Genomic DNA, 18,402 nt, shown 5'->3' with positions numbered 1-18,402 from the left:
CACCGTGAATTAACGCGCCAGCGCCGCGCGCAGGTAACCGTCGTGCTGCTGCAGTCGCTGCAGCGCCTCTTCGGCGCTGACGCCGGCCAAAATCATCAGGATCGCCGGTTTAACCTCAAAGTCGGTCTGCGCCAGCGCCGCCTCCGCCTGAGCGCGTTCGGCGCCGGTGGCCTCCACCACGATGCGGCAGGCGCGATCCACCAGTTTGACGTTGGTGGCCTTCACGTCCACCATCAGGTTCTGGTAGACCTTGCCCAGCTTGACCATCGCGCCGGTCGACAGCATGTTGAGCACCAGTTTCTGTGCGGTGCCGGATTTCAGGCGCGTCGAGCCGGTCAGGGCCTCCGGCCCCACCACTGGCGAGATCGCCACCTGCGCTTCATGCGCGATCGGCGAATCCGGGTTGCAGGAGATGGCCGCCGTCGGGCAGCCCAGCCCACGCGCATAGCGCAGTGCGCCAATCACATAAGGCGTGCGCCCGGAGGCCGCCAGCCCCACCACCATATCGACGGCGGTGAGGTTCAGCGCACGGAGATCGGCTTCGCCCAGGGCATCGTCGTCTTCCGCCCCCTCCACCGCTTTGAGCAGCGCGCCCGGCCCGCCGGCGATCAGCCCCACCACCACGCCGTGCGGCACGCCGAAGGTCGGCGGGCACTCGGAGGCATCCAGCACGCCCAGGCGGCCGCTGGTACCGGCGCCCAGATAAATCAGCCGCCCACCGGCCTTCAACGCCGCCGCAGCCAAATCGACCGCCTGCGCAATCGCCGGCAGCACCTTTTCAATCGCCTCCGGCACCTTGCGGTCTTCCTGGTTAAAGCAGCGGACCATGTCCAGCGTCGACATCTCATCCAGCCCCATGGTGGCCGGGTTGCGGGTTTCCGATACCAGTGCGCCTAAGTTCATCTGTTCACCTTTGAATTTTTAATTCACAAAATTAAATCAATATTTGAATATTTTATTCAACAAAGCGAGCGCTATTTGTTATTTTAACGACGAGCTCACAAAAATTTTCACCGCGCGTTTTCGCCCTCTGCGTGGCAAAATAGCCGCTGGTTTCCAGGGAAAGAACAATGAGTACCCTTCTGCGCATTCGCCAGATGTATCCGACACTGGCGCAAAACGACCGCAAACTGGCGGATTTTCTGCTGAATAACGCCGAGCAGGCGCGCCATCTCAGCTCACAAAAGCTGGCCCAGCTGGCAGGCATCAGCCAGTCGAGCGTGGTCAAGTTCGCCCAAAAGCTGGGCTATAAAGGTTTCCCGGCGCTGAAGCTGGCGCTGAGCGAGACGCTGGCCCAGCCGCAGGCCGAACCGGTAGTGACCGTTCACAACCACATCCTCAGCAGCGACACGCTGAAAATCGTCGGTGAAAAACTGCTGGCGGAAAAGCAGGCGGCGCTGCGCGCGACGCTGGACATCAACAGCGAAGAGCGGCTGCATCAGGCGCTGGACATGCTGCGTCAGGCGCGCCGGGTGATGCTGATCGGCATCGGCGCTTCCGGGTTGGTGGCCAAGGATTTTTCCTTCAAACTGCTGAAAATCGGCGTGATGGCAGTGGCCGAAGCGGACATGCACGTCCAGCTGGCGGCGGTACAGGCGCTGGATAAGCGCGATCTGCTGCTGGCTATCTCCTTCAGCGGCGAACGGCGTGAAATCAATCTGGCGGCGGAAGAGGCGCGCCAGGCCGGCGCCAGAGTGCTGGCGCTGACCAGCTTCTCTCCCAACGGCCTGCAGCAGCGCGCGGACCACTGCCTCTATACCATCGCCGAAGAGCCCCACACCCGCAGCGCGGCCATCTCCTCCAGCACGGCCCAGTACGCTCTCACCGATCTGCTGTTTATGGCGCTGATCCAACACGATCTCGATCATGCCCGCGACCGCATCAAGCACAGCGAACAGTTAATGAAAAAGTTGGTTTAACCGGTATAATGCCGCTGCGAAAAATACCCCTGTTAATAATGAGAGATACGCCATGGCCCTGCTAATCACACGCAAATGCATCAACTGCGACATGTGCGAGCATTGATTTAATTTACTTGTTAATCAGCAAGTTGTCTTCATGTGTTATTTTTTGCGTTCCTTTAATTTCATCGTCATCCTCCTATCGATACCTACCCCGCAACACAAAATCGCTTAATCATTGTGTTGCCCAACTTGCCAAAACGCATAATCCATCCAGATAATTCTGTATATGTACCCAGATATAAAAGGTGACATCTATGGGTAGCATTACCCTCGCCGGCCGACAGATATTCATTCTCAACGAAAACGACAGATACCCAGAACCTCAGCAGAACAGCCCTCCGATGTTCGCAATCCGCGAAGACGAGGAGCAGCAGCACTGGCTTTATGTTTGGCATAAGGGGGGCTGGCCGCTCGTGTCAGATGTACCGTTTCAGACTCAAGGTAAAGCCGTTGATGCGGCCATAGCGTTTAATTTTGATGTGCTTTACAAGTGATAGGTGCTGCCCCTGCCGATGTTCAACCTTACTGAACACTACGAGGCCGGCGACGGGGCAGCCGATTTTAGATAGGGTCAACGTTCCCATTTTCAAGGGCCGCGGTTTCCTCCCCGGGTTCAGGTGTTACTTCAACTTCGCGTACAGGCATTTCCAGGCGCAGATCAATCCAACGCCCGGCCGGAATATCCATCGGTTCACCGACCACAATCGCGGCTGTGTCGATGTCAAAGCGGCGTTTGCTGACCTTCACATAGATTATGCCATCCTTGCCGGTGTCGGCTGATACGAAGCATAGGCGGTTGCCGTTCACGTCCTGAGGTACTTCGATGTTCCAGCCCTCTTCCGCAAAACCTAATGCGCCGGTGACTTTGTAAACGCCAGTGGAAACCCGCTCAGCTGATACTCCTGCCGCTTCACCGTTCACCGCCGCGCAACCAGAGAGTGAAAAACCGCCAGAGAGATAGTCGTCTTGCATTGATTCTGGGGAGCCGGACAACCTGGCGATCGGCGAGGCTGCCTTCAGGAACCCATTCCCGTCAACTGTAACGTTATAATCTGAGTAAGTGTTTTTTATTGCGTAGGCTTTATAACCTGCTGGCTGGCTTGCCTGCCATTTGTATTCGGCCATCGGCACAACGCCCCCCATTACCTGCCCATCAACGTTGCCAATCAATGTAACACTCGGCACGTTAAATGCCGGACCTGAAATCCACAGTTCCCATTGCGCGGTAGTTTCATTGAATGCAGCACCAACCTCGATATCCGAAGCTCCCGGAGTTACGCCGAGAGAAAGAATTTCTAGCCCACGGGCATGCAATGCCGTCGTTGTCGCTCCACGCCCGCTGAAGTAAACATATTTTACATCCATCCCCGGCAAGCCATAGTTACGACCACCAACAATTGCAAAATGAACGCCTATCGAACCTGTTGCTGTGATAATACTGGTAGCGATTTTACAATAGCGTCTCGCTCCAGTGGGGCCCTGAATACGTGGAGGTACAACTTGCCCATACTGTCCGTTTTTTATTGCGGATGCCAGAGTGCCAGCCGCATTGTTTTCACTGATTTTTGCCGCCGCTGCCGAAGCCGCTGATTTGTCGGCAGACAAAGCCGCCTCAGCTCGCAGGCGATCGACAGTTTGCACTATCTCTGGCGTGATATCACTTTCACCTGAACGACGCAGGAAATCATTGAGTGTACCGGGTAGGGAGTCGGTATAAACCTCTATAGTGCCCACTCGTTCCGGCTGTGCGCCATAAACTGACACAATCACCTCGTAGGCACCTGGCTCAACATTTAGCGAATACCGGCCCGTATCATCGGTGACAGATTGCGACTTCGCTAAATTCAACACCGTGGAAGAAGTTTTCATCGAGCGCATCGTAATCGTTACGCCAGAACGAGAATCGCCGTAAGGTCCCTTTAGTACGCCGCTGATTAATACCATTATTTATTTCTCCTTCAGTAAATTCAATTCGGTATCAAGGCGGGAGATTAACCGCCCCTGCTCTTGAATAGCCTTAAGTGCAAGATTCAATAGGTTTTGGATGTCTGGATATTTGTATGAATCCTCACCAATTGTCTTTCTTATAAGTTCATCAGAGATTAACTCCAGTTCTTGCGCAATAAGGCCACAGCTTGAACTCATTTTATCAGGCGCGTTCGGAGCATCTTGCGTATAGTCAAAACTGACAAAATTCATTTTTTCCACAATGGAAAGTGCGTAATTATCCGGGGCAGGTGCAATATTTTCCTTGAATTTTATATCGCAAGAACCGCCTGGGTTACTCGCCGAATAAACTCTAACACCATTCTCCTGAAGCAGATATCCAGACTCTGTTGTCACGGCTTTGTTATTGCCATTTATTGAGAATGAAATATCCAGCACAGAACCTGCTGATGGACGATTTGACATAAAAGATAAATATGAAAAACCAGTATCACCAACAGCAACAGAAATTCTAGATTTTAACTGATTGGAACCACTCTCTGCTTGCCAAAACCCAATAGTTTGAGCGACTTTAGCCCCTTGATTCCTCAGATTAATGTCGTTAAATTTATCTACTTGTAGAGCATTAGTTATACGAGAGTCATTGCCAGCTGCCACTGTCCCCGCAGTAGTTCCGACATCACGAGACGCCGAGTTGCCGAGGTCGCTTTTATTGGCCTTTTTATCGACTTCTGTTTTATCCGCCTTCAAATTCAATGCAGCGGTAAAACTATTCCAGGCCGGGCCGGTGTAAGTGCTGCCGTCAGGCAATGTCACCGTAATGTTTCCGGTGCCGCTGAATACCTGTTGCCAGTTGTTTTTATCGAGGTTCAGCCCGCGTAGGGCTTTGGCTGTCTCTGCGGCCAGCTGTGCGGTAATGGTGTTCATCGCGTCACGCGGTACGGCATACCATGCCGCGCCCGCCTGCGTTGGGCCGTCATAGGCTTTAATCAGCGTCGCCTGTGTGGCGCTATCAACGGTTTTCACCGGTAGCGTATACGTGACGCCGCCGACAACGCTCACGATGAAATCACCGGCTTTCAGCTCGGTATTGAACGCCGTTCCCGTACCTTTCACTATGGCGGAGTTGTTCGTTAGGGTAAGAGTGCCTGCGGGCATGATGCTCTCCTAAATCGTTGCATGAAAAAACCGGCTCAGTGGCCGGTTGTTAGAAATAATGGTCTGCGTTAATCACCATGAGCGGCATCTGTGACGAGTACCATCGGTTTGACGTATTCCACTGGGTCTGTATTCTTCTCCCTGATTCAGAACGCCAGAATTGGACGGCGCTGCCGTTAAACCGATAGCCGCAGCTGTAGTAGTTATAAACCCCGCCGCTACCTTGAGAGTCACCACGCATAAACGCATTAACGGCAAGGGGAATCATTGGCCTAGCTATCCCTGTATCGATTAAATCTTCGGGGTTCCTGCCGACATTCACCGAACGACCATCCCAAACTAACGGCTCTGTATCGCTGGTGAATGTGTTATTACCGGCAGCGTTCTTTATCACCATTCCGTAGCCGCTTGGCGTCGGTGGGTAATAACCGCTGTTCATAATGACCACTTTCACATTGGCTGTGGTTAACACTGCTTCACCGGAACCATTATCACGCGATACCGTTAATTCGTTATATTGCACAGCATGGTAAATAGAAACGCCGGGGTCATCGCACCGTACAAAGACAACCTTGGTGTTATCGTTTTGAACGACTGGCAATGTCCATTTGCCGTTAATCGTCACTTCCCCTTTCCACGCAACAAAGCCCAGCCTGGACGAACTGTTAATGCTCATCCAGTCCACCGAGTTTTGAATCATTATTCCATACGTGCCGGAAACTGATTGCGGCGGTTGAACCTGGTATATGCTGAACTCGGTAAAGAACGCCTGCTGATTTGCATTGGTAAAATCAACAATTATCCTCCCCCCATCGGTTCGCCATCCAGTAACCCCGCCGTAAGACGGGGGATTTGTCTGGCTGCCGAATATATACCCGGTCTGACCAACCAGAAAAACCGGGTTCCCAGCGACGTAATCAGGCGGAGTATAAATCTTTTGTTTATTGCCATCCGCCCAGGGTTCTTTATCGTTGGCTAACAGTGAAATGCTATTAACCGCCGCCAGCTCTTTGCCATTCATCCACAGGCCATACGCCACGTTACAACCTCCCCATTCTCACCCGCAGATTACCGCCAGCGTCATAAACATTAATCTGGTCGCCGCGTATCTCCATGCGCCCATTACCGTCGCCGCCGTTAATCTGGATTTGCCCGGCCCCTGCACCGCTTTTATCCATACGCCAACCGCTGGTCGCGCTGAAATTGTCGGACTGAATAAATCCACTGATTTTGGCGTTTGTGATTGCTGCATCCGCTATTTTCGCCGACGTGATAGAGGCGTTCTGAATGAAAGCATCGCTGATAAACACCTGGCCGTTAACCACAGCGAACGGCGAGTATTGCGTGTCGCCGCTGCCGCTCATCAGCACGAACTGATTGGCGTTGAAACCGATGCGAGTGATAACGGGTTTGCCGGTTTCCGCCAGCACGGCGATCGACATGCCCGCGTTGTAGAACACGCCGTTTACCCTCACACCGGCTTTCAGTGTGTGGATGGCCGTTGCGCCGTCAGCATCAACGGTTGCCGTCAGCTTGTCCTCAAGTACCGCTGTCACGTCGTCAATCTGCGCCTGCACCTGCGTAGACAGTTCGGCCAAGGCGTGATCGACTTCCGCTATCGTGGTTTTCACCACCAGAATATCAGCCCGCACCGTGCCGTACTGCGCCCACTGGTGCTCAACCGTCGCGTTGTTGGCCAGCGCGTTCTGGATGATAGCCTCAATGTTTGTGTCAATGTCGCCAGTGAGGCGGTCGCCGTCCTTGTCGGTAAGGAACCCATCGCCGATGCTCTCCAGGTAGTCTCCGGCATTAGCATTGGATTGCCCTTTAATCCAGCCTGTCCAGTCGCCCTGATTGCCGGTACGGTCTTGCAACCGCGCGCGGAACCAGAACTCCTGCCCCGCCTTCAACCCGGTCATGGTGTGCGTGTGCAGCGGGTACGGGATATCGGCCAGCAACATCGCGTTATTCCCGGCGGCGTTGTCCGCATACTGAATTTCGGTTTTCAGCGTGTCTTCGGCCCCGTCTGGGAATCCCCAATCGAGCTGGATACCCCACAGTAACGGAGATGCCTTGAAGCCGACCGGCACCGGCGGCTTGCCTTCTTTCCCCTTCAGGTAGGTTTCCGGGGCATTCGCCCAGATACTGGAAATCTCTGCCGCGTTTATGGCGCGCACACGGGCCTGATATCGGCCAGCGTAGATACCAGGCACTTCGAAGCCCTGCGTTGATGTTCTTGCCGCTGGTATCCAATTTCCGTTATCTCTCCGCCATTCAGCCTCGTAGGCAATAGCGCTCTCAGCCGGTTCCCAAGTTACACGTAGGGTGGTTACCGCGATATTCTGGTTGATAGTTGAGAAGCTGCTGATCGCCACATTCTTCGGCGGAGGTTGCACGCCCGGAGGAATAACCGTGATCGGGCGATCCTCGATGCGAGCGCCGGTATCGATACGCGCATATTTGTTCGGGTCATGCTCTATGGCTGTAATATCAAACGACACGCCATCTTCATTTTCTGTAACACCGGTAACACGGAATAGCTGAATCGCCAGATCGGAGGCATCAACAGCCCAGACGCATTCCGCCACAGGCACTTCGCTGTATTCAGTAGTGACCGTAACAATACGGCCATTTACCGATTGAATCGTGCGAGCTTGCGACTTACCCGATGGTAGGTTAACGATCAGGCGCTCACCCACTGCCGCCGATGACTCACGATCAAGGGTAATATTGCGGCCAGAAACGGCACTGATGCGGCCACCCAATGGCCTACCCGCCAGCGTTTCATCTGCCACACCGATGATATAACCAGGCAGCGGAATGTTACCGTCCATACCTACGGTAAAATTAATCACCCGATCTTTATCATTGGTCAGCAGCAACCAGCGACCACGGCGGATAGCTTCGGTTTCGCGGGTGCAACCGATCGCCGTAATGTCAGCCTGCTTGATGTTGTAGCGGCGGATAAGTGCATTTTCAAACACCGGCGCCACTGCGTCCTGATAGCCGTTTGCCGGGTCCGCCCAGCTGACCATCGCCATGCTGTAGTGCGTTTTCTCGCTGGCGCTGGAGTCTCGAAACTCCCCATCCTTCACGTTGGCGCGGGTGTAGGTGTAATCCAGATCGCGAGGCATATCAGCCAGCGCGTTCATGCTGTTCTTTGCCCAATAAGTCATGCCACGAAAGATGTTGGCGAAGTCGCGCAGAACCGTCCAGGCTTCTTCCTGTGACTGGATATAGGCATCACACAAGAAACGCGGCTCCAGCCCATCACCGCCCCGCCCATCCGGCACCAGCTGATCGCAATACTGAGCAATGGCGTACAAGTCGAATTTCGTCATCACCAGATTTTCGGCTTTGATACGCTCGCCGATGCTGTATCGGTCGTTAATCAGAAGATCGTAGAAAACCCACGCCGGATTATTTGTCCAGGCCCACTTAAACGAGCCGTCCCATGTGCCAGTATATGAGCGGGTTATCGGGTCGTAGGTTGTCGGTACACGAACGATGCCCATTTTTGGCTCACACGATACCGCTGGGATATTCTGGAACTGTTTTGCGTCAAACTGCACAAACAGCAATGCGGTTTCTGGATAACGCAACTTCACATCAATCAGCTCGGTAATAGACTCCGTAACCATTTTATCGGCGATGCGGTTACTGGTGCTGTTCGGTGTGAGACGCCGCACACGCACCTGCCAGCCGGTCGTCGCTTTTGGCAGGTCAATCCGATGACTACGCTCATATTTCGTTGTTGTCTTGCCGTCGATAGCGGTCTTCAACATTTCCTGATACGCGCCGCCATCCGTCGCCACGTCGATCGCATATTCAATCCGGTAGCCGACTACATCACCGTTATCTAACTGCTGCTGCAACTGCTGCCATGAGAAGCGCAAACGAAAAGCGGACAGCTGGGTGTTCGTCAATGAGCGAACCCACGGGGTCTGACTGGTTAACTCTGTGCCGACAGTGATTTCATTCTCTACATCAGGCATGCCTTGAATGTATTCCTGATCGGGTGTGCCAGGGCGAAATTCCCACTTCACGCCTGGAAAGTTTTGAGTACCATCAGCGGCAACAATTGGCGTGCCATCAAGAAAAATGTTTGTGCCGTCCAGTCCTCCCTCCCATTCCCCCTCACCCAACGCCAAAAGGATTTTTGCGTAAGAGGTGGATTGCAAGGAATCGGGCGATTCAGTTGGGGTTGTGGTGTTACTACTTCCGCCTTTTCGACCTTTTATCGTTACATTTCTCATATTGCACCAATGAAAAGAGCCGCGATAAGCGGCGTAGTGAATACACTGATCAAATATCAGGGTTTACGGATAAAATTAAGGCACTATCTTGTAGTGACTCAGCCCGCCCATGTAGAGGCATGGACGTTTGAAATCAGAGGGATGGCTGATTAACTCTGAAAAGGATATCAAAATGGGTTCAATGCTAGATCTTGAGAAAAAAGTCGCAGAATTAGAAGGGAAGCTTACACATCTTCATATTCGAAGTGAGCTGACTCTTTATGTAATATCCGCAATGATTGGTGCTGGCGTTGTTAAAAAAGATGGTGTTCTTGAGCTAATACAAGATGCTGACCTCAGCGCCTTCAACTCACCAGATATTGCAAATGTAGAAAAAAACATTGTATCTAATCTTTTAGGCAAAGTAACCGTAACTCGATAGTTCCATTTTTAATATATGAATATAAGAAGATCGGTGTGTCGGTCTTCTTTTCTGTGGACTTTTCATCTGAATAAACTTTTCGATTCATAACTTCCTCCTGCCTCTCGGCTTACTGTTGATCTTCGGCATAGATACCAGCGGAAATAATTGCCCCACCGATGCGGCGCTTCCCGTAGCCAATTGGAACGGGGTTTCCTTGGGCAATGGTGTTAACCGGCCCTCCGAATGCGTAGCTGGGTTTATTGTCCGGGTCTTCCCTTCGAGCTAATCCATTTTGCATGGGGGAAAGCATCTGAACAACGCCACCTAGCATCATTGCTCCGCCTACTTGGAAACCATAAGCTGCGTTGCTCCAGTCACCAGTGTAAAAACCGTATACTGCACTGGCAGCAACAATCACGGCACCTAAAATAGTTTGAAATACCCCTGCCTTCTTACTTCCAATAATCAATGGCGCTATTCTTATATCCTCACAGCCTGAGAACTTTATTTCATCTATGCCAATATTATTTTTTCCATTAAAAATAGCGAATGTCAGCCCACGCCCCTTCGCTGTTTGTAAGAAGCGTTCAAATCCCGGAATGGTTACCGATAACGCTTTAATTGCTTCTCTTGGAGTGTCAATCACTAAATTATGAACGCGGCCGAAATTCGCACCAAGGGAACCATACAATCTTACAGTTCTATATCTCTGTATCATTTCCATCATTCGCCCCCATAAAAAAAGGCCGCTTTGCGGCCTCATGACAATTCAATTACATTCATCTGATAGTTGTTGGCTTTATATCAACATTACCGTTGCTATCAGTATAAACCCTTAAAACTTTTTCTTCGCCAGGGGAGATGTTAAAATCACGCTCTTGCCTCTCTTTTCCACTAGAACACAAGGCCTTTCCTTCATAAGCAGCACCAATTACCCATTCACCACTATTTATATGAAAAGTGACTTTTTCTTTTGGGTCAAGTCGAGCAGCTCTTTCACCATTTATAAATACTGTTGTGAGGCACCCACTGCCACCAAAACCGCTATCTCGAACAACCGTAATTAAGGCGTTAGTTTTAGCCGTATCTTGATATTTAAACACGCGTTCTGATGGTGCATTAATAGCCTGGCTAAGTGGCACAACGTCAGTAGAACAACCAGACAAAATAGCTGTGGCAGCAATGGCTAAAATGATTTTCCGCATTTTGAAATCCCTTCTTATGTAGGATTCAAGATGATAGCAGATTAGCGTCGTACCGCAGAGTGATGATCGTCCGCGCCAGCCAGTAACCGCCATACGGCACGCGCTGGCTCATGTGTCCGTACATGTGGTGGATCATTACGCCATCCCCCAGGTAAACCGCAGCGTGATTCGGTTCATCAGCGCGCACCTGCATAATGATTACGTCGCCGACCTGTATTTCACCGGATGCCGGTACAAACCCGGCTTCGGCGTAATGTTTCATGTAGAGGTTTTCACCCCGTTCCCACCAGCCATCATCCCGTTCAAAATTGGGGAGAGATATATTACGCTCCAGTGCATACCAGTCCCGCACTATTGCGTAACAGTCCCAGAACCCATGCACGAACGGGCGGCCCAGCAGCGGTTTTATACCCTCTGTAGGCATCACCTGCCGAATGTCTCCCTCCGGCCAACTGGCTATAATCCACGGCAGCTGTGACAGGTCACATTGTGCAAGATCTAGGTGACTCGGTTGCGTCGTTGCATCCGGGTGGCTATGAACGATAGCGACAATATCGCCGCTATCCTCTGCCTCGGCATAGTCCTCCGGCGCCAGGCTGAATTGTTCCGTTGGTTCAGGAGCCAAATTACGGCAAGGCACATAACGCTGTCGCCTGCCGTTCTGCACCACCAGCCCGCAGCACTCCCGTGGATACTCCGCTTCTGCGTGCGCCATGATCGCACTGATAATGTGCTTTCGCATGATCACCTCTTCAGCAAGGCGGAGCCAGGGAACCCGCCGAACGGCAGCGGATTACCTTTCCCCCAACGCGGCTCACACCCAGTAGAGAGCAGGCCAGAGCATTCATCCTTAGACGGGTCATCGGTCGGGTTGCCGTCAGCATCAAAATACTTGTTGCCGGCATACCCGCACGACGCACCGCGATACTGACCACGCATGCACCAGGTGCAGAGGCCGTGGATTTGCCGCGTCGGGATCATTAGCCCTTCAAGGTCAGCGGGTGAGGACAGCGCAAACTGAATTTCTTTGTTGTTGCCGTTGAGCTTGTGATCGATATACCAAACGTCAATATCTTCCTGAGAAGGATCGGCCTCCAGGTTGCCCTCGGGAAAATTGCGTGCATCAAGATAATGCGCGTAAGTGTCCCTGATCGTTACCTTTGCCTTGGCCATGTTCTGGTAGTACAGGCAAAGTGAGGCGATCGTGCCGTCGATGTTACTGACGGTCAGTGTAGGGCTTGGCGCTGATCCATCGCTGGTCACCTCAAGCCCTTCAATCTTCACCGGCCACGGTTTGTATTCCTGCCCCTGCCACCAAATAGACTTCGCCAGCAGCTTACCGGGGTCATCACCGGCGGCTTCCAGTTCACTTTCAGAATAGGGGATTGCATGGTTGTGGAAATACAGCTCTGGTCCGTTAAACTTCGTTCCGTCCACGACGAATAGACGCACTTTACTCCCAGGCTCAAGGCGCTGGTGATCGGTGTTTATCGACATAATTTGTCCTATGGATGATAGGCTCGGGTGAAGGTAACTGTCAGGGTGTAATTACGGCCCCGAGCATTGGTGAATGTGGGAGTTAAGGTAAAGGCCCCCGCATTGTATAGCCCCAATTTATGTAGCGGATTACGCCACCGGAATGAGCGATACCCTTTATGCTCCCGCAAAAACTCTACAATCGGCTCAATGAATGACCCGGGGCCGGTAAACGTTAATGGCCAGCTCTCCTTTTCGCTGTTGATGCCATCACCGGTCAGCTGTTTATACCCATCACCAAACTGAACCTCCCTGATAACTGGTTCAAACTCCCCCGCTGTACCATAACGGGGTGGGAATCCGAATGTCTTAAGTTGCGCCATTAACCCCTCCTGCCGCGAATAGCTCGATTCAACACCCCGTTTTGGCTGAGATCTTTATCTCTCAACTCACGGTATTTTTTCGCTACATAATTGCCGATATCAGATCCAAACGACTCCAGCCCAGGCATAGTTTGCTGTTGTGATGCCTGTCCATTGCCGTCTATGGTGATATTCACCTGTGGCGCCGACCCGGTCACACCTGCCGAGGCGGTGTTATACGCACTTACGCCCAAACGGCCATCTGGGCCACGCTTCAATGGCAATATGCCCTCTGCGCCAGCCTCACCCATCACGCCGGCCCCTTTGGCGAAAGCGAAGAACGTAGGCTGGTTCACTACCTGTCCGCTATATGCGCTCAATGATGGTGACGAATAAACGCCTCCTTTGGCGTTCGCAAACATTGGAACCTGACCGGGGTTATTGCCGCCACCACCCATGGCGCCGAAAAGGCTCTGTAATCCCTGGCTCATTGCCATACGCAACGCTATTTTGGCAAGGTCAGAGAGAATTGACGTAGTGAACTCTCTAAACCCGGCCTTCCCTGTCGTTACAAATGATGCCAATGCGTTTTCCATGCCTGAGAATGCTGAAGTGAACAGGGACTTTGTCATGCCGGCAGCATCCGATGCCTGATCCTGATAGTTGCTCCAGGCACTGGAAGCGCCGGCCATCCAGTCACTGCGCAACTTATCCTCAGCGGCATAGTAATCCTGAGCAGCTTGCAGCTGCCGCTGATAACCGACATCGTTCAGATCCCCGCCCTGATTTTGCCAACCCTGTCGAAGCTGAGCGAAAGTGCTTTCTCGCTGTGCGGCTCGATCCCCCAAACCGGCACTGCGCTGCAGCGCCTGCTGCTTTTCTGCCATTTGGATGACATATTTTGTCGAGGCATCCTGCAATTTGTTCAGCCGTTCCTGATGAGCAATTTGATCACCGAGTTCGGCTTTTTGCTCTGCCAGAGCCAGCACCTTGTCCTTGCTGGATAGCAGTGATTTTTCCTGAACAGAGAGTTGACGCTTGCCGGAAGCCTCTTCAAGCACTGTGAATTGCGCCTGCGTCTTCCACAGATCTTTGCGCTGCTGGCTGATCGTGTCATTCAGGCCCGTGTGCTGACGCAGCACCTGCAATTGCGCCTGAAGCGCCAGCAGTTCCGACTCTGCGCTATCCGATGCCTTTTCACCTGCCGGCGTGCGGTATTGTGGCCCCTTTGGTTTTTTCGGATCCTTGAATTGCTCGTTAATGCGCTGGATCTGCTTGTCACGCTCAGCTTCTGACTTGATCAGCCCTTTTTCAAAAGCTTCGTTCGTTTGCCGGATCAACTTCGCACGCTTTTCTTCCTTGGTTTGCAGCGTGGTTGCCAGCGCATCCTGCTGCTGTGCTAGGCGCAACCGATCCTGCTCTTCCGCTTTTTGCTGCTGCGCAATATTTGCGAGGCCTTGTTGAACACCGCGCTGCAGATTCAGGGCGTCAAGCTGGGAGTTGAGAGAAGCAAGCTCTTCACGCCACGCCTGAAGTTTCCCGTTCTTCTGGTTGTAACCTGTCCGTTCCGAATTTTCGATCTGCGCCTGCAGACTGGCAGCACGTGACGCCAATTCAGCTGCAGCATCGCCGGCAGTTTTTTCACGAAAAACACCCGTGATGGCATCCCACATACCCCCGGCCATATCTTTCAGCGTGCGCATGTAAGACTCAACAGAAGAAAGCTCGGTTTTCATTTTTTCGGCAGCGCCATGCATGGCTTGTGCCGCCAAATCAGATGCCAGCTTCACCGCGTCCATGTGCCGCCCTTGCTCTTCAAGGGATCGAATGTTGGCGTACTGTTCAGCGGTCAGGAAATGCAGGCTTTCATTCAGCGCCAGAATCCCCTGGCTGGGATCCTTGGCAATAGCAGTGAATTTTCCGGCCAAGACGTCCAAGCCCTCACCACTTTCTTTCGAGAATGCAGCGATCGCCTGGCTTACCTGAGAAAAATTTGTTCCGGCCGGCGCGCCAGCTGCTAATAAGGCTTTCAGAGAGTCGGTGGCCGCGGTGAACGATTGGCCTGTAGCCATCCCCTGCTCAACCAGCCCCTGCAGCCCCTGTTTTGTCAGCCCAGACACGCCATTGGTTCTTGCTAGCTCTCTGTTGAGATCGGCAATTCGTGTGCTGCTGTCATATGCACCATAGGCAAGTAACCCCAATGCCACTGCGGATCCACCAAACAGCAACCGTGCCGGGGTAAGTAGCCCTAACATGGCACGCAGCGCGTTACCCATACCGCCAAAGCTATCTTTGATCTGGCCACCTTGCTGAATGGCCACTAACCACACTGGCGCTCCCGCGGCGAGTGATGTGGTGATATCAGTAATCTGCATCGGCAGCTGGCGCATAGCCATACGATATTGGCCTGCGGAGATCGCACCACGTTTCCAGGCGTCCTCCTGTTCACGGATTTTGGCAATCAGCGGCGCCGCCTGCTGCGACACGCCTAATTGCGCAGCCTTGTACTCCTGAATCTGAGATGAAGTTTTTCCCTGCAGGGCAACCTGCTCACGCAATTTTTGCAGATAACGCTCTTTGGCCTGCTCAGCTGCATGCTCAGCCTGAGCTAATGCCCGCTCTTTGGTAGCAGTTTCCGTAACCAGAGAAAGATAATCGCCCTGCGTTATATTACCTGCAGCCCTCGCAGCCCTGATCTGCTGCTGGATCACCCGAAGATTTCTGAGGCTGTTTTCCTCACCCTTAATCGCATCGATTTGGCGGAAAAATGATGCAGTCAGACGATCCTGAGCGTCACCAGTAACCTGGGTTTGCTGCTGCTCCTCTCTCAGTCTGGCGCTAAGCTCTGCGATTCGCTGGTGCGTTTCATCAACGGCGCGCGATGCCTCAGCCCACTTACCCTTCATGCCATCTACGGCAGTGGATTGGCTGGCCAGCATCTTTGTGGTTGCGCTGGCGCTGTTTTCTGCTATTCCGCCGATCGCAGATGCCTGACGCTCAGCCAGGCGTCGCATGCGTTCAGTAGACACATCAGCTTTTCGGCTAGACTCGAGCAGTTGACGTTCAACACGTCCCATCTGCTCCTGAAACGAAACTGTATTTGCATCCAGATTGACGACGAGATCAGCAATCTGCTCAGCCATAGCGAACCCCTCCGAAAATCCCCTCTCCGATCAACATAAGATCATCGTCCGTCTGCTCTATTTCCGGCTCTGGCGGGGTCAGTAAGCTGTAGTCACTTGGATAAATAGGGTCATCGCCGGTAGTGTTCAGCGCCACCAGCATAGCCTTGAGTGACGAAAATTCGGCATCAAGCAGGCCATCAGAAAAATGATTTTCCCGATAAAAAGCGGCCCACTCCCCCAGCTCAGATGCGCTGATCTCTGAAAGCATTCGCCTCCAGTCTGGGCGCTTGAATTCGCGCGCCAACCGCATGGCGAACTGGATTTCGGAGGCTAGGGCTTTTCCGGGGTGATTTCCTGATCGTGCTTAGGTTCATCGCCTACGGTAGCATCCGCTGCAGGTTCAATTTCCGTTGGGATCATATCGCTCAACGTCAAAATTTTGTGGCTGCAGCCGGCGATAGCGGCGCCAGACCAGTCAGCCAAAATATCCTGCTGAATATTTTCAACATCTTGTTTTTTATCGCTATGCCACAAAGAGCGTGCAATCAGCCAGGCGTTAATCCGCAGGCGCATGGTGGTAAATGCGATATTCTTGTCGGAATCACTGGTTTCATCAGGCATCGCATCAAACTGGTCGGCCTCTTTCTTGATAAAATCCAGATAATCAATACGTTGTAAACCTGAAAGCTCGCTGATGTCGATCTTCTGATCGGCATATTCGAAAGTGTCTTTTTTCAGCATAAATCCGCCCATAAAAGCGCCCCTTTCGGGGCGTAGTTGTAAAATTAAGCAACGGCGACTTTGGCCAGCGCCACAAACAGTCCGTCATTCGTCATGCCAACAACATCAACGCTACCGGCTTTTACCCCTTTCACTTTGGCCACTTTGCCATTAAGCGTCACAGTTGCCGTTGCTGGCGCTGAAGAGGAAACTCGTAGCGTTGCATCCGTGGCATTCGCCGGTAAAACGCTGAAGGTCAGGTCAACGGTTGCCCCAACCGCAACATTAGCGGTAGTCGGTGAAACAGTGAGCCCTGTCACAGGAACAATCGGAGAATCACCATCCTCTGCGATAAATGGTCGGCCCGAGTTGGTTACCTTAATGGTGCGAGTGATAACCTCTTTGGCCGTCACCGTCTTACCAAGGCTGCTCACCCACCCCTTGAAAACATCCACGGTGCCGTTCGGGTACTTGATTTTGTAACCGCGGACTTCACCAGAATGGAACCATTGAACCAGCCCTTTTTGGCCGCTTTCTCCGGGTTTCCAAGCCAACGTGATATTGGCTTCCCCTGCCGATTTCTCACCCTGCGCTGTCGCATTCCAGTCAGCATTTTCATCGTCGAGATAATTGTCGTCGTATGAATCTGCTGTGATCTCACCGGGTTGCAGGTCTTTAATTTTTGCTAATCGCGTCCACCCATCATCGCTGAGTGGGTTATAGAAGGGATCGTTATTCCCCGTATACAGCCAAAAAGTCGTCCCAGCGCCTTTAACCGGCGCCAAAGGATTTGGAGTTGCCATTATCAGGCTCCTTACATGGTATAAGTCAGTTGATAGGAAAGGTCGGCAGCGCCCCAGGTGGCCATTTCATCGTCTCGCTGGTAGTCGTAGCCAACGGGGCTCATGGTTTCAATCAAGGGGGACAGTGCGGGGATATCGTTCAGAACGGGGTAGATCTTCTCTTCTACCCACTGATCGAGCGTTGCGTCGGGTTGAGTAGCTTTCAGATACACCACAATGTGCAGCATCGCTCGCCAGCTGTCCGTATCCAGTTCATTCCCCGTATAACGCGCGTCATCGAGGAAAACGGCGACTGCCGGCAAATCGTTCTCATCGATGAAAGCCGGGCGGCCGTCAAAATACGTCACGTCATCAGTGATCGTAGAGCGACAGCGCTCGAGCACTGCGTTGCGGATCGCTGTGTGCTTAATCATCCAATTTTCCTCACAAGATAAAGCCGCAGCTGGTTTTTCAGGGCATAGCCCATTTCCTTGCCCATATCGGTTTCCAGCAAACGCCGAGTCTCTTCCTGGTAGGCTTTGGTCAGAGGTGTCACCAACGGTATTTTGACGACTTCGATCGGATAACGTGACCGACCGACACGCCGCATGACATGCCAGCGGCCATTAGCCAACTGCTGAATAAACGCATGACGAAAGGTATAACGACCGATCTTCAATACGCTTCCCTGTTTGCCAACAAAACCTACCCGGCGAGAAAGCTGTACCCTGGCCGCCCCAAGTTTGATCGCCGGCAGATTACCGCGGTTGATTGAAAGCGTCGCCCGTGGTGGATTTTGCTCAGCGCTCGCTCTTCGCAGCCTGGCACGTTGCCGGATCAGCTTCTGCTGTACCCGCACATCCTCAGCCACCAGCTTGGTACTCCGGCTGATAGCTCGGCCTGCCACGCGGTTTAACGACTGGGCAGTGGCGCGCGGCACCATGGATTTACTGAGGGTGTTCAGATTACGAATGGCCTGCTCGATACCTTTCATCATCATTCCC

19 protein-coding genes are annotated in these 18,402 nt (G+C 52.7%); 3 read left to right on the top strand and 16 right to left on the bottom strand.

All coding sequences use genetic code 11. The features are described from left to right. Nucleotides 1-9 precede the first annotated feature (9 nt). A complete protein-coding gene (murQ, locus tag FHU12_RS02345; protein ID WP_141967169.1) occupies nt 10-903 on the bottom strand; it encodes an N-acetylmuramic acid 6-phosphate etherase in 894 nt (297 codons plus the stop codon). A 167-nt stretch (nt 904-1,070) separates the two neighbouring features. Between murQ and FHU12_RS02340 the strand changes: the two genes are divergently transcribed. Both FHU12_RS02340 and FHU12_RS02335 read left to right on the top strand, forming a co-directional pair. Next, the gene (locus tag FHU12_RS02340) at nt 1,071-1,919 is read left to right on the top strand and encodes a MurR/RpiR family transcriptional regulator (RefSeq protein ID WP_141967166.1); all 849 of its coding nucleotides are present in this window, start codon (nt 1,071-1,073) and stop codon (nt 1,917-1,919) included. A gap of 299 nt (nt 1,920-2,218) precedes the next feature. Further along, nucleotides 2,219-2,458 (top strand): hypothetical protein, encoded by a 240-nt coding sequence (locus FHU12_RS02335; protein ID WP_141967164.1) that lies wholly within the window; start codon nt 2,219-2,221, stop codon nt 2,456-2,458. Between the two features lie 67 nt (nt 2,459-2,525). On the opposite strand, the gene FHU12_RS27350 is transcribed toward FHU12_RS02335, so the two are convergent. Genes FHU12_RS27350 through FHU12_RS02310 form a run of 4 tightly spaced genes read right to left on the bottom strand, consistent with a single transcriptional unit; the run spans nt 2,526 to nt 9,325 of the window. Next, nucleotides 2,526-3,908 (bottom strand): phage tail fiber protein, encoded by a 1,383-nt coding sequence (locus tag FHU12_RS27350; RefSeq protein ID WP_260440689.1) that lies wholly within the window; start codon nt 3,906-3,908, stop codon nt 2,526-2,528. A gap of 3 nt (nt 3,909-3,911) precedes the next feature. Further along, a complete protein-coding gene (locus FHU12_RS02320; protein ID WP_141967162.1) occupies nt 3,912-5,069 on the bottom strand; it encodes a tail fiber domain-containing protein in 1,158 nt (385 codons plus the stop codon). Nucleotides 5,070-5,118: 49 nt separating this feature from the next. Then, nucleotides 5,119-6,108 carry a DUF6453 family protein gene (locus FHU12_RS02315; protein WP_141967160.1) on the bottom strand — a complete coding sequence of 330 codons (990 nt, stop codon included), beginning with the start codon at nt 6,106-6,108 and terminating at the stop codon, nt 5,119-5,121. Nucleotide 6,109: 1 nt separating this feature from the next. Then, on the bottom strand, nt 6,110-9,325 hold the full coding sequence (locus FHU12_RS02310; RefSeq protein WP_141967158.1) for a TipJ family phage tail tip protein: 3,216 nt from the start codon (nt 9,323-9,325) through the stop codon (nt 6,110-6,112). A gap of 172 nt (nt 9,326-9,497) precedes the next feature. On the opposite strand from FHU12_RS02310, the gene FHU12_RS02305 reads away from it, so the two are divergent. Beyond that, nucleotides 9,498-9,746: a hypothetical protein gene (locus FHU12_RS02305; RefSeq protein WP_141967156.1), complete on the top strand. Its 249-nt coding sequence runs from the start codon at nt 9,498-9,500 to the stop codon at nt 9,744-9,746. A gap of 109 nt (nt 9,747-9,855) precedes the next feature. On the opposite strand, the gene FHU12_RS02300 is transcribed toward FHU12_RS02305, so the two are convergent. Genes FHU12_RS02300 through FHU12_RS02250 form a run of 11 tightly spaced genes read right to left on the bottom strand, consistent with a single transcriptional unit; the run spans nt 9,856 to nt 18,398 of the window. Beyond that, on the bottom strand, nt 9,856-10,455 hold the full coding sequence (locus tag FHU12_RS02300; RefSeq protein ID WP_141967153.1) for a tail assembly protein: 600 nt from the start codon (nt 10,453-10,455) through the stop codon (nt 9,856-9,858). A 52-nt stretch (nt 10,456-10,507) separates the two neighbouring features. Further along, the gene (locus FHU12_RS02295; protein WP_141967151.1) at nt 10,508-10,933 is read right to left on the bottom strand and encodes a lipoprotein; all 426 of its coding nucleotides are present in this window, start codon (nt 10,931-10,933) and stop codon (nt 10,508-10,510) included. Between the two features lie 25 nt (nt 10,934-10,958). Then, nucleotides 10,959-11,675, bottom strand: a complete 717-nt coding sequence (locus FHU12_RS02290) for a C40 family peptidase (protein ID WP_060437585.1) — start codon at nt 11,673-11,675, stop codon at nt 10,959-10,961. Between the two features lie 2 nt (nt 11,676-11,677). After that, entirely contained in the window at nt 11,678-12,430 is a 753-nt protein-coding gene (locus FHU12_RS02285) for a phage minor tail protein L (protein ID WP_141967149.1), read from the bottom strand. Between the two features lie 8 nt (nt 12,431-12,438). Continuing rightward, on the bottom strand, nt 12,439-12,792 hold the full coding sequence (locus FHU12_RS02280) for a phage tail protein (RefSeq protein WP_141967147.1): 354 nt from the start codon (nt 12,790-12,792) through the stop codon (nt 12,439-12,441). Beyond that, nucleotides 12,792-15,914, bottom strand: coding sequence for a phage tail tape measure protein (locus FHU12_RS02275; protein WP_141967145.1), 3,123 nt, complete (start codon nt 15,912-15,914; stop codon nt 12,792-12,794). Before FHU12_RS02275 ends, FHU12_RS02280 begins: the two co-directional genes overlap by 1 nt. Then, nucleotides 15,907-16,206: a phage tail assembly protein T gene (locus FHU12_RS02270; RefSeq protein WP_060446891.1), complete on the bottom strand. Its 300-nt coding sequence runs from the start codon at nt 16,204-16,206 to the stop codon at nt 15,907-15,909. The genes FHU12_RS02275 and FHU12_RS02270 overlap by 8 nt, the downstream gene beginning before the upstream one ends. Nucleotides 16,207-16,226: 20 nt before the next feature. After that, a complete protein-coding gene (gene gpG / locus FHU12_RS02265; protein WP_260440688.1) occupies nt 16,227-16,649 on the bottom strand; it encodes a phage tail assembly chaperone G in 423 nt (140 codons plus the stop codon). Nucleotides 16,650-16,681: 32 nt separating this feature from the next. Beyond that, nucleotides 16,682-17,419, bottom strand: coding sequence for a phage tail protein (locus tag FHU12_RS02260; protein WP_141967143.1), 738 nt, complete (start codon nt 17,417-17,419; stop codon nt 16,682-16,684). Between the two features lie 11 nt (nt 17,420-17,430). Further along, nucleotides 17,431-17,832, bottom strand: a complete 402-nt coding sequence (locus tag FHU12_RS02255; protein WP_060446893.1) for a phage minor tail U family protein — start codon at nt 17,830-17,832, stop codon at nt 17,431-17,433. Then, nucleotides 17,829-18,398, bottom strand: coding sequence for a phage tail protein (locus FHU12_RS02250; RefSeq protein ID WP_185742268.1), 570 nt, complete (start codon nt 18,396-18,398; stop codon nt 17,829-17,831). Before FHU12_RS02250 ends, FHU12_RS02255 begins: the two co-directional genes overlap by 4 nt. Nucleotides 18,399-18,402 lie beyond the last annotated feature (4 nt).

Source organism: Serratia marcescens, from assembly GCF_006715005.1.
Lineage (GTDB): Bacteria > Pseudomonadota > Gammaproteobacteria > Enterobacterales > Enterobacteriaceae > Serratia > Serratia montpellierensis.
Note: the sequence above shows the minus strand (reverse complement) of the source record. Positions and strands in the feature narration are given on the sequence as shown.

Coding starts and splice junctions, on each gene's coding strand:
- murQ (WP_141967169.1), bottom strand. CDS start 903: ATGAACTTAGGCGCACTGGTATCGGAAACCCGCAACCCGGCCACCATG.
- FHU12_RS02340 (WP_141967166.1), top strand. CDS start 1,071: ATGAGTACCCTTCTGCGCATTCGCCAGATGTATCCGACACTGGCGCAA.
- FHU12_RS02335 (WP_141967164.1), top strand. CDS start 2,219: ATGGGTAGCATTACCCTCGCCGGCCGACAGATATTCATTCTCAACGAA.
- FHU12_RS27350 (WP_260440689.1), bottom strand. CDS start 3,908: ATGGTATTAATCAGCGGCGTACTAAAGGGACCTTACGGCGATTCTCGT.
- FHU12_RS02320 (WP_141967162.1), bottom strand. CDS start 5,069: ATGCCCGCAGGCACTCTTACCCTAACGAACAACTCCGCCATAGTGAAA.
- FHU12_RS02310 (WP_141967158.1), bottom strand. CDS start 9,325: ATGAGAAATGTAACGATAAAAGGTCGAAAAGGCGGAAGTAGTAACACC.
- FHU12_RS02305 (WP_141967156.1), top strand. CDS start 9,498: ATGGGTTCAATGCTAGATCTTGAGAAAAAAGTCGCAGAATTAGAAGGG.
- FHU12_RS02300 (WP_141967153.1), bottom strand. CDS start 10,455: ATGATGGAAATGATACAGAGATATAGAACTGTAAGATTGTATGGTTCC.
- FHU12_RS02295 (WP_141967151.1), bottom strand. CDS start 10,933: ATGCGGAAAATCATTTTAGCCATTGCTGCCACAGCTATTTTGTCTGGT.
- FHU12_RS02290 (WP_060437585.1), bottom strand. CDS start 11,675: ATGCGAAAGCACATTATCAGTGCGATCATGGCGCACGCAGAAGCGGAG.
- FHU12_RS02285 (WP_141967149.1), bottom strand. CDS start 12,430: ATGTCGATAAACACCGATCACCAGCGCCTTGAGCCTGGGAGTAAAGTG.
- FHU12_RS02280 (WP_141967147.1), bottom strand. CDS start 12,792: ATGGCGCAACTTAAGACATTCGGATTCCCACCCCGTTATGGTACAGCG.
- FHU12_RS02275 (WP_141967145.1), bottom strand. CDS start 15,914: ATGGCTGAGCAGATTGCTGATCTCGTCGTCAATCTGGATGCAAATACA.
- FHU12_RS02270 (WP_060446891.1), bottom strand. CDS start 16,206: ATGCGGTTGGCGCGCGAATTCAAGCGCCCAGACTGGAGGCGAATGCTT.
- gpG (WP_260440688.1), bottom strand. CDS start 16,649: ATGGGCGGATTTATGCTGAAAAAAGACACTTTCGAATATGCCGATCAG.
- FHU12_RS02260 (WP_141967143.1), bottom strand. CDS start 17,419: ATGGCAACTCCAAATCCTTTGGCGCCGGTTAAAGGCGCTGGGACGACT.
- FHU12_RS02255 (WP_060446893.1), bottom strand. CDS start 17,832: ATGATTAAGCACACAGCGATCCGCAACGCAGTGCTCGAGCGCTGTCGC.
- FHU12_RS02250 (WP_185742268.1), bottom strand. CDS start 18,398: ATGATGATGAAAGGTATCGAGCAGGCCATTCGTAATCTGAACACCCTC.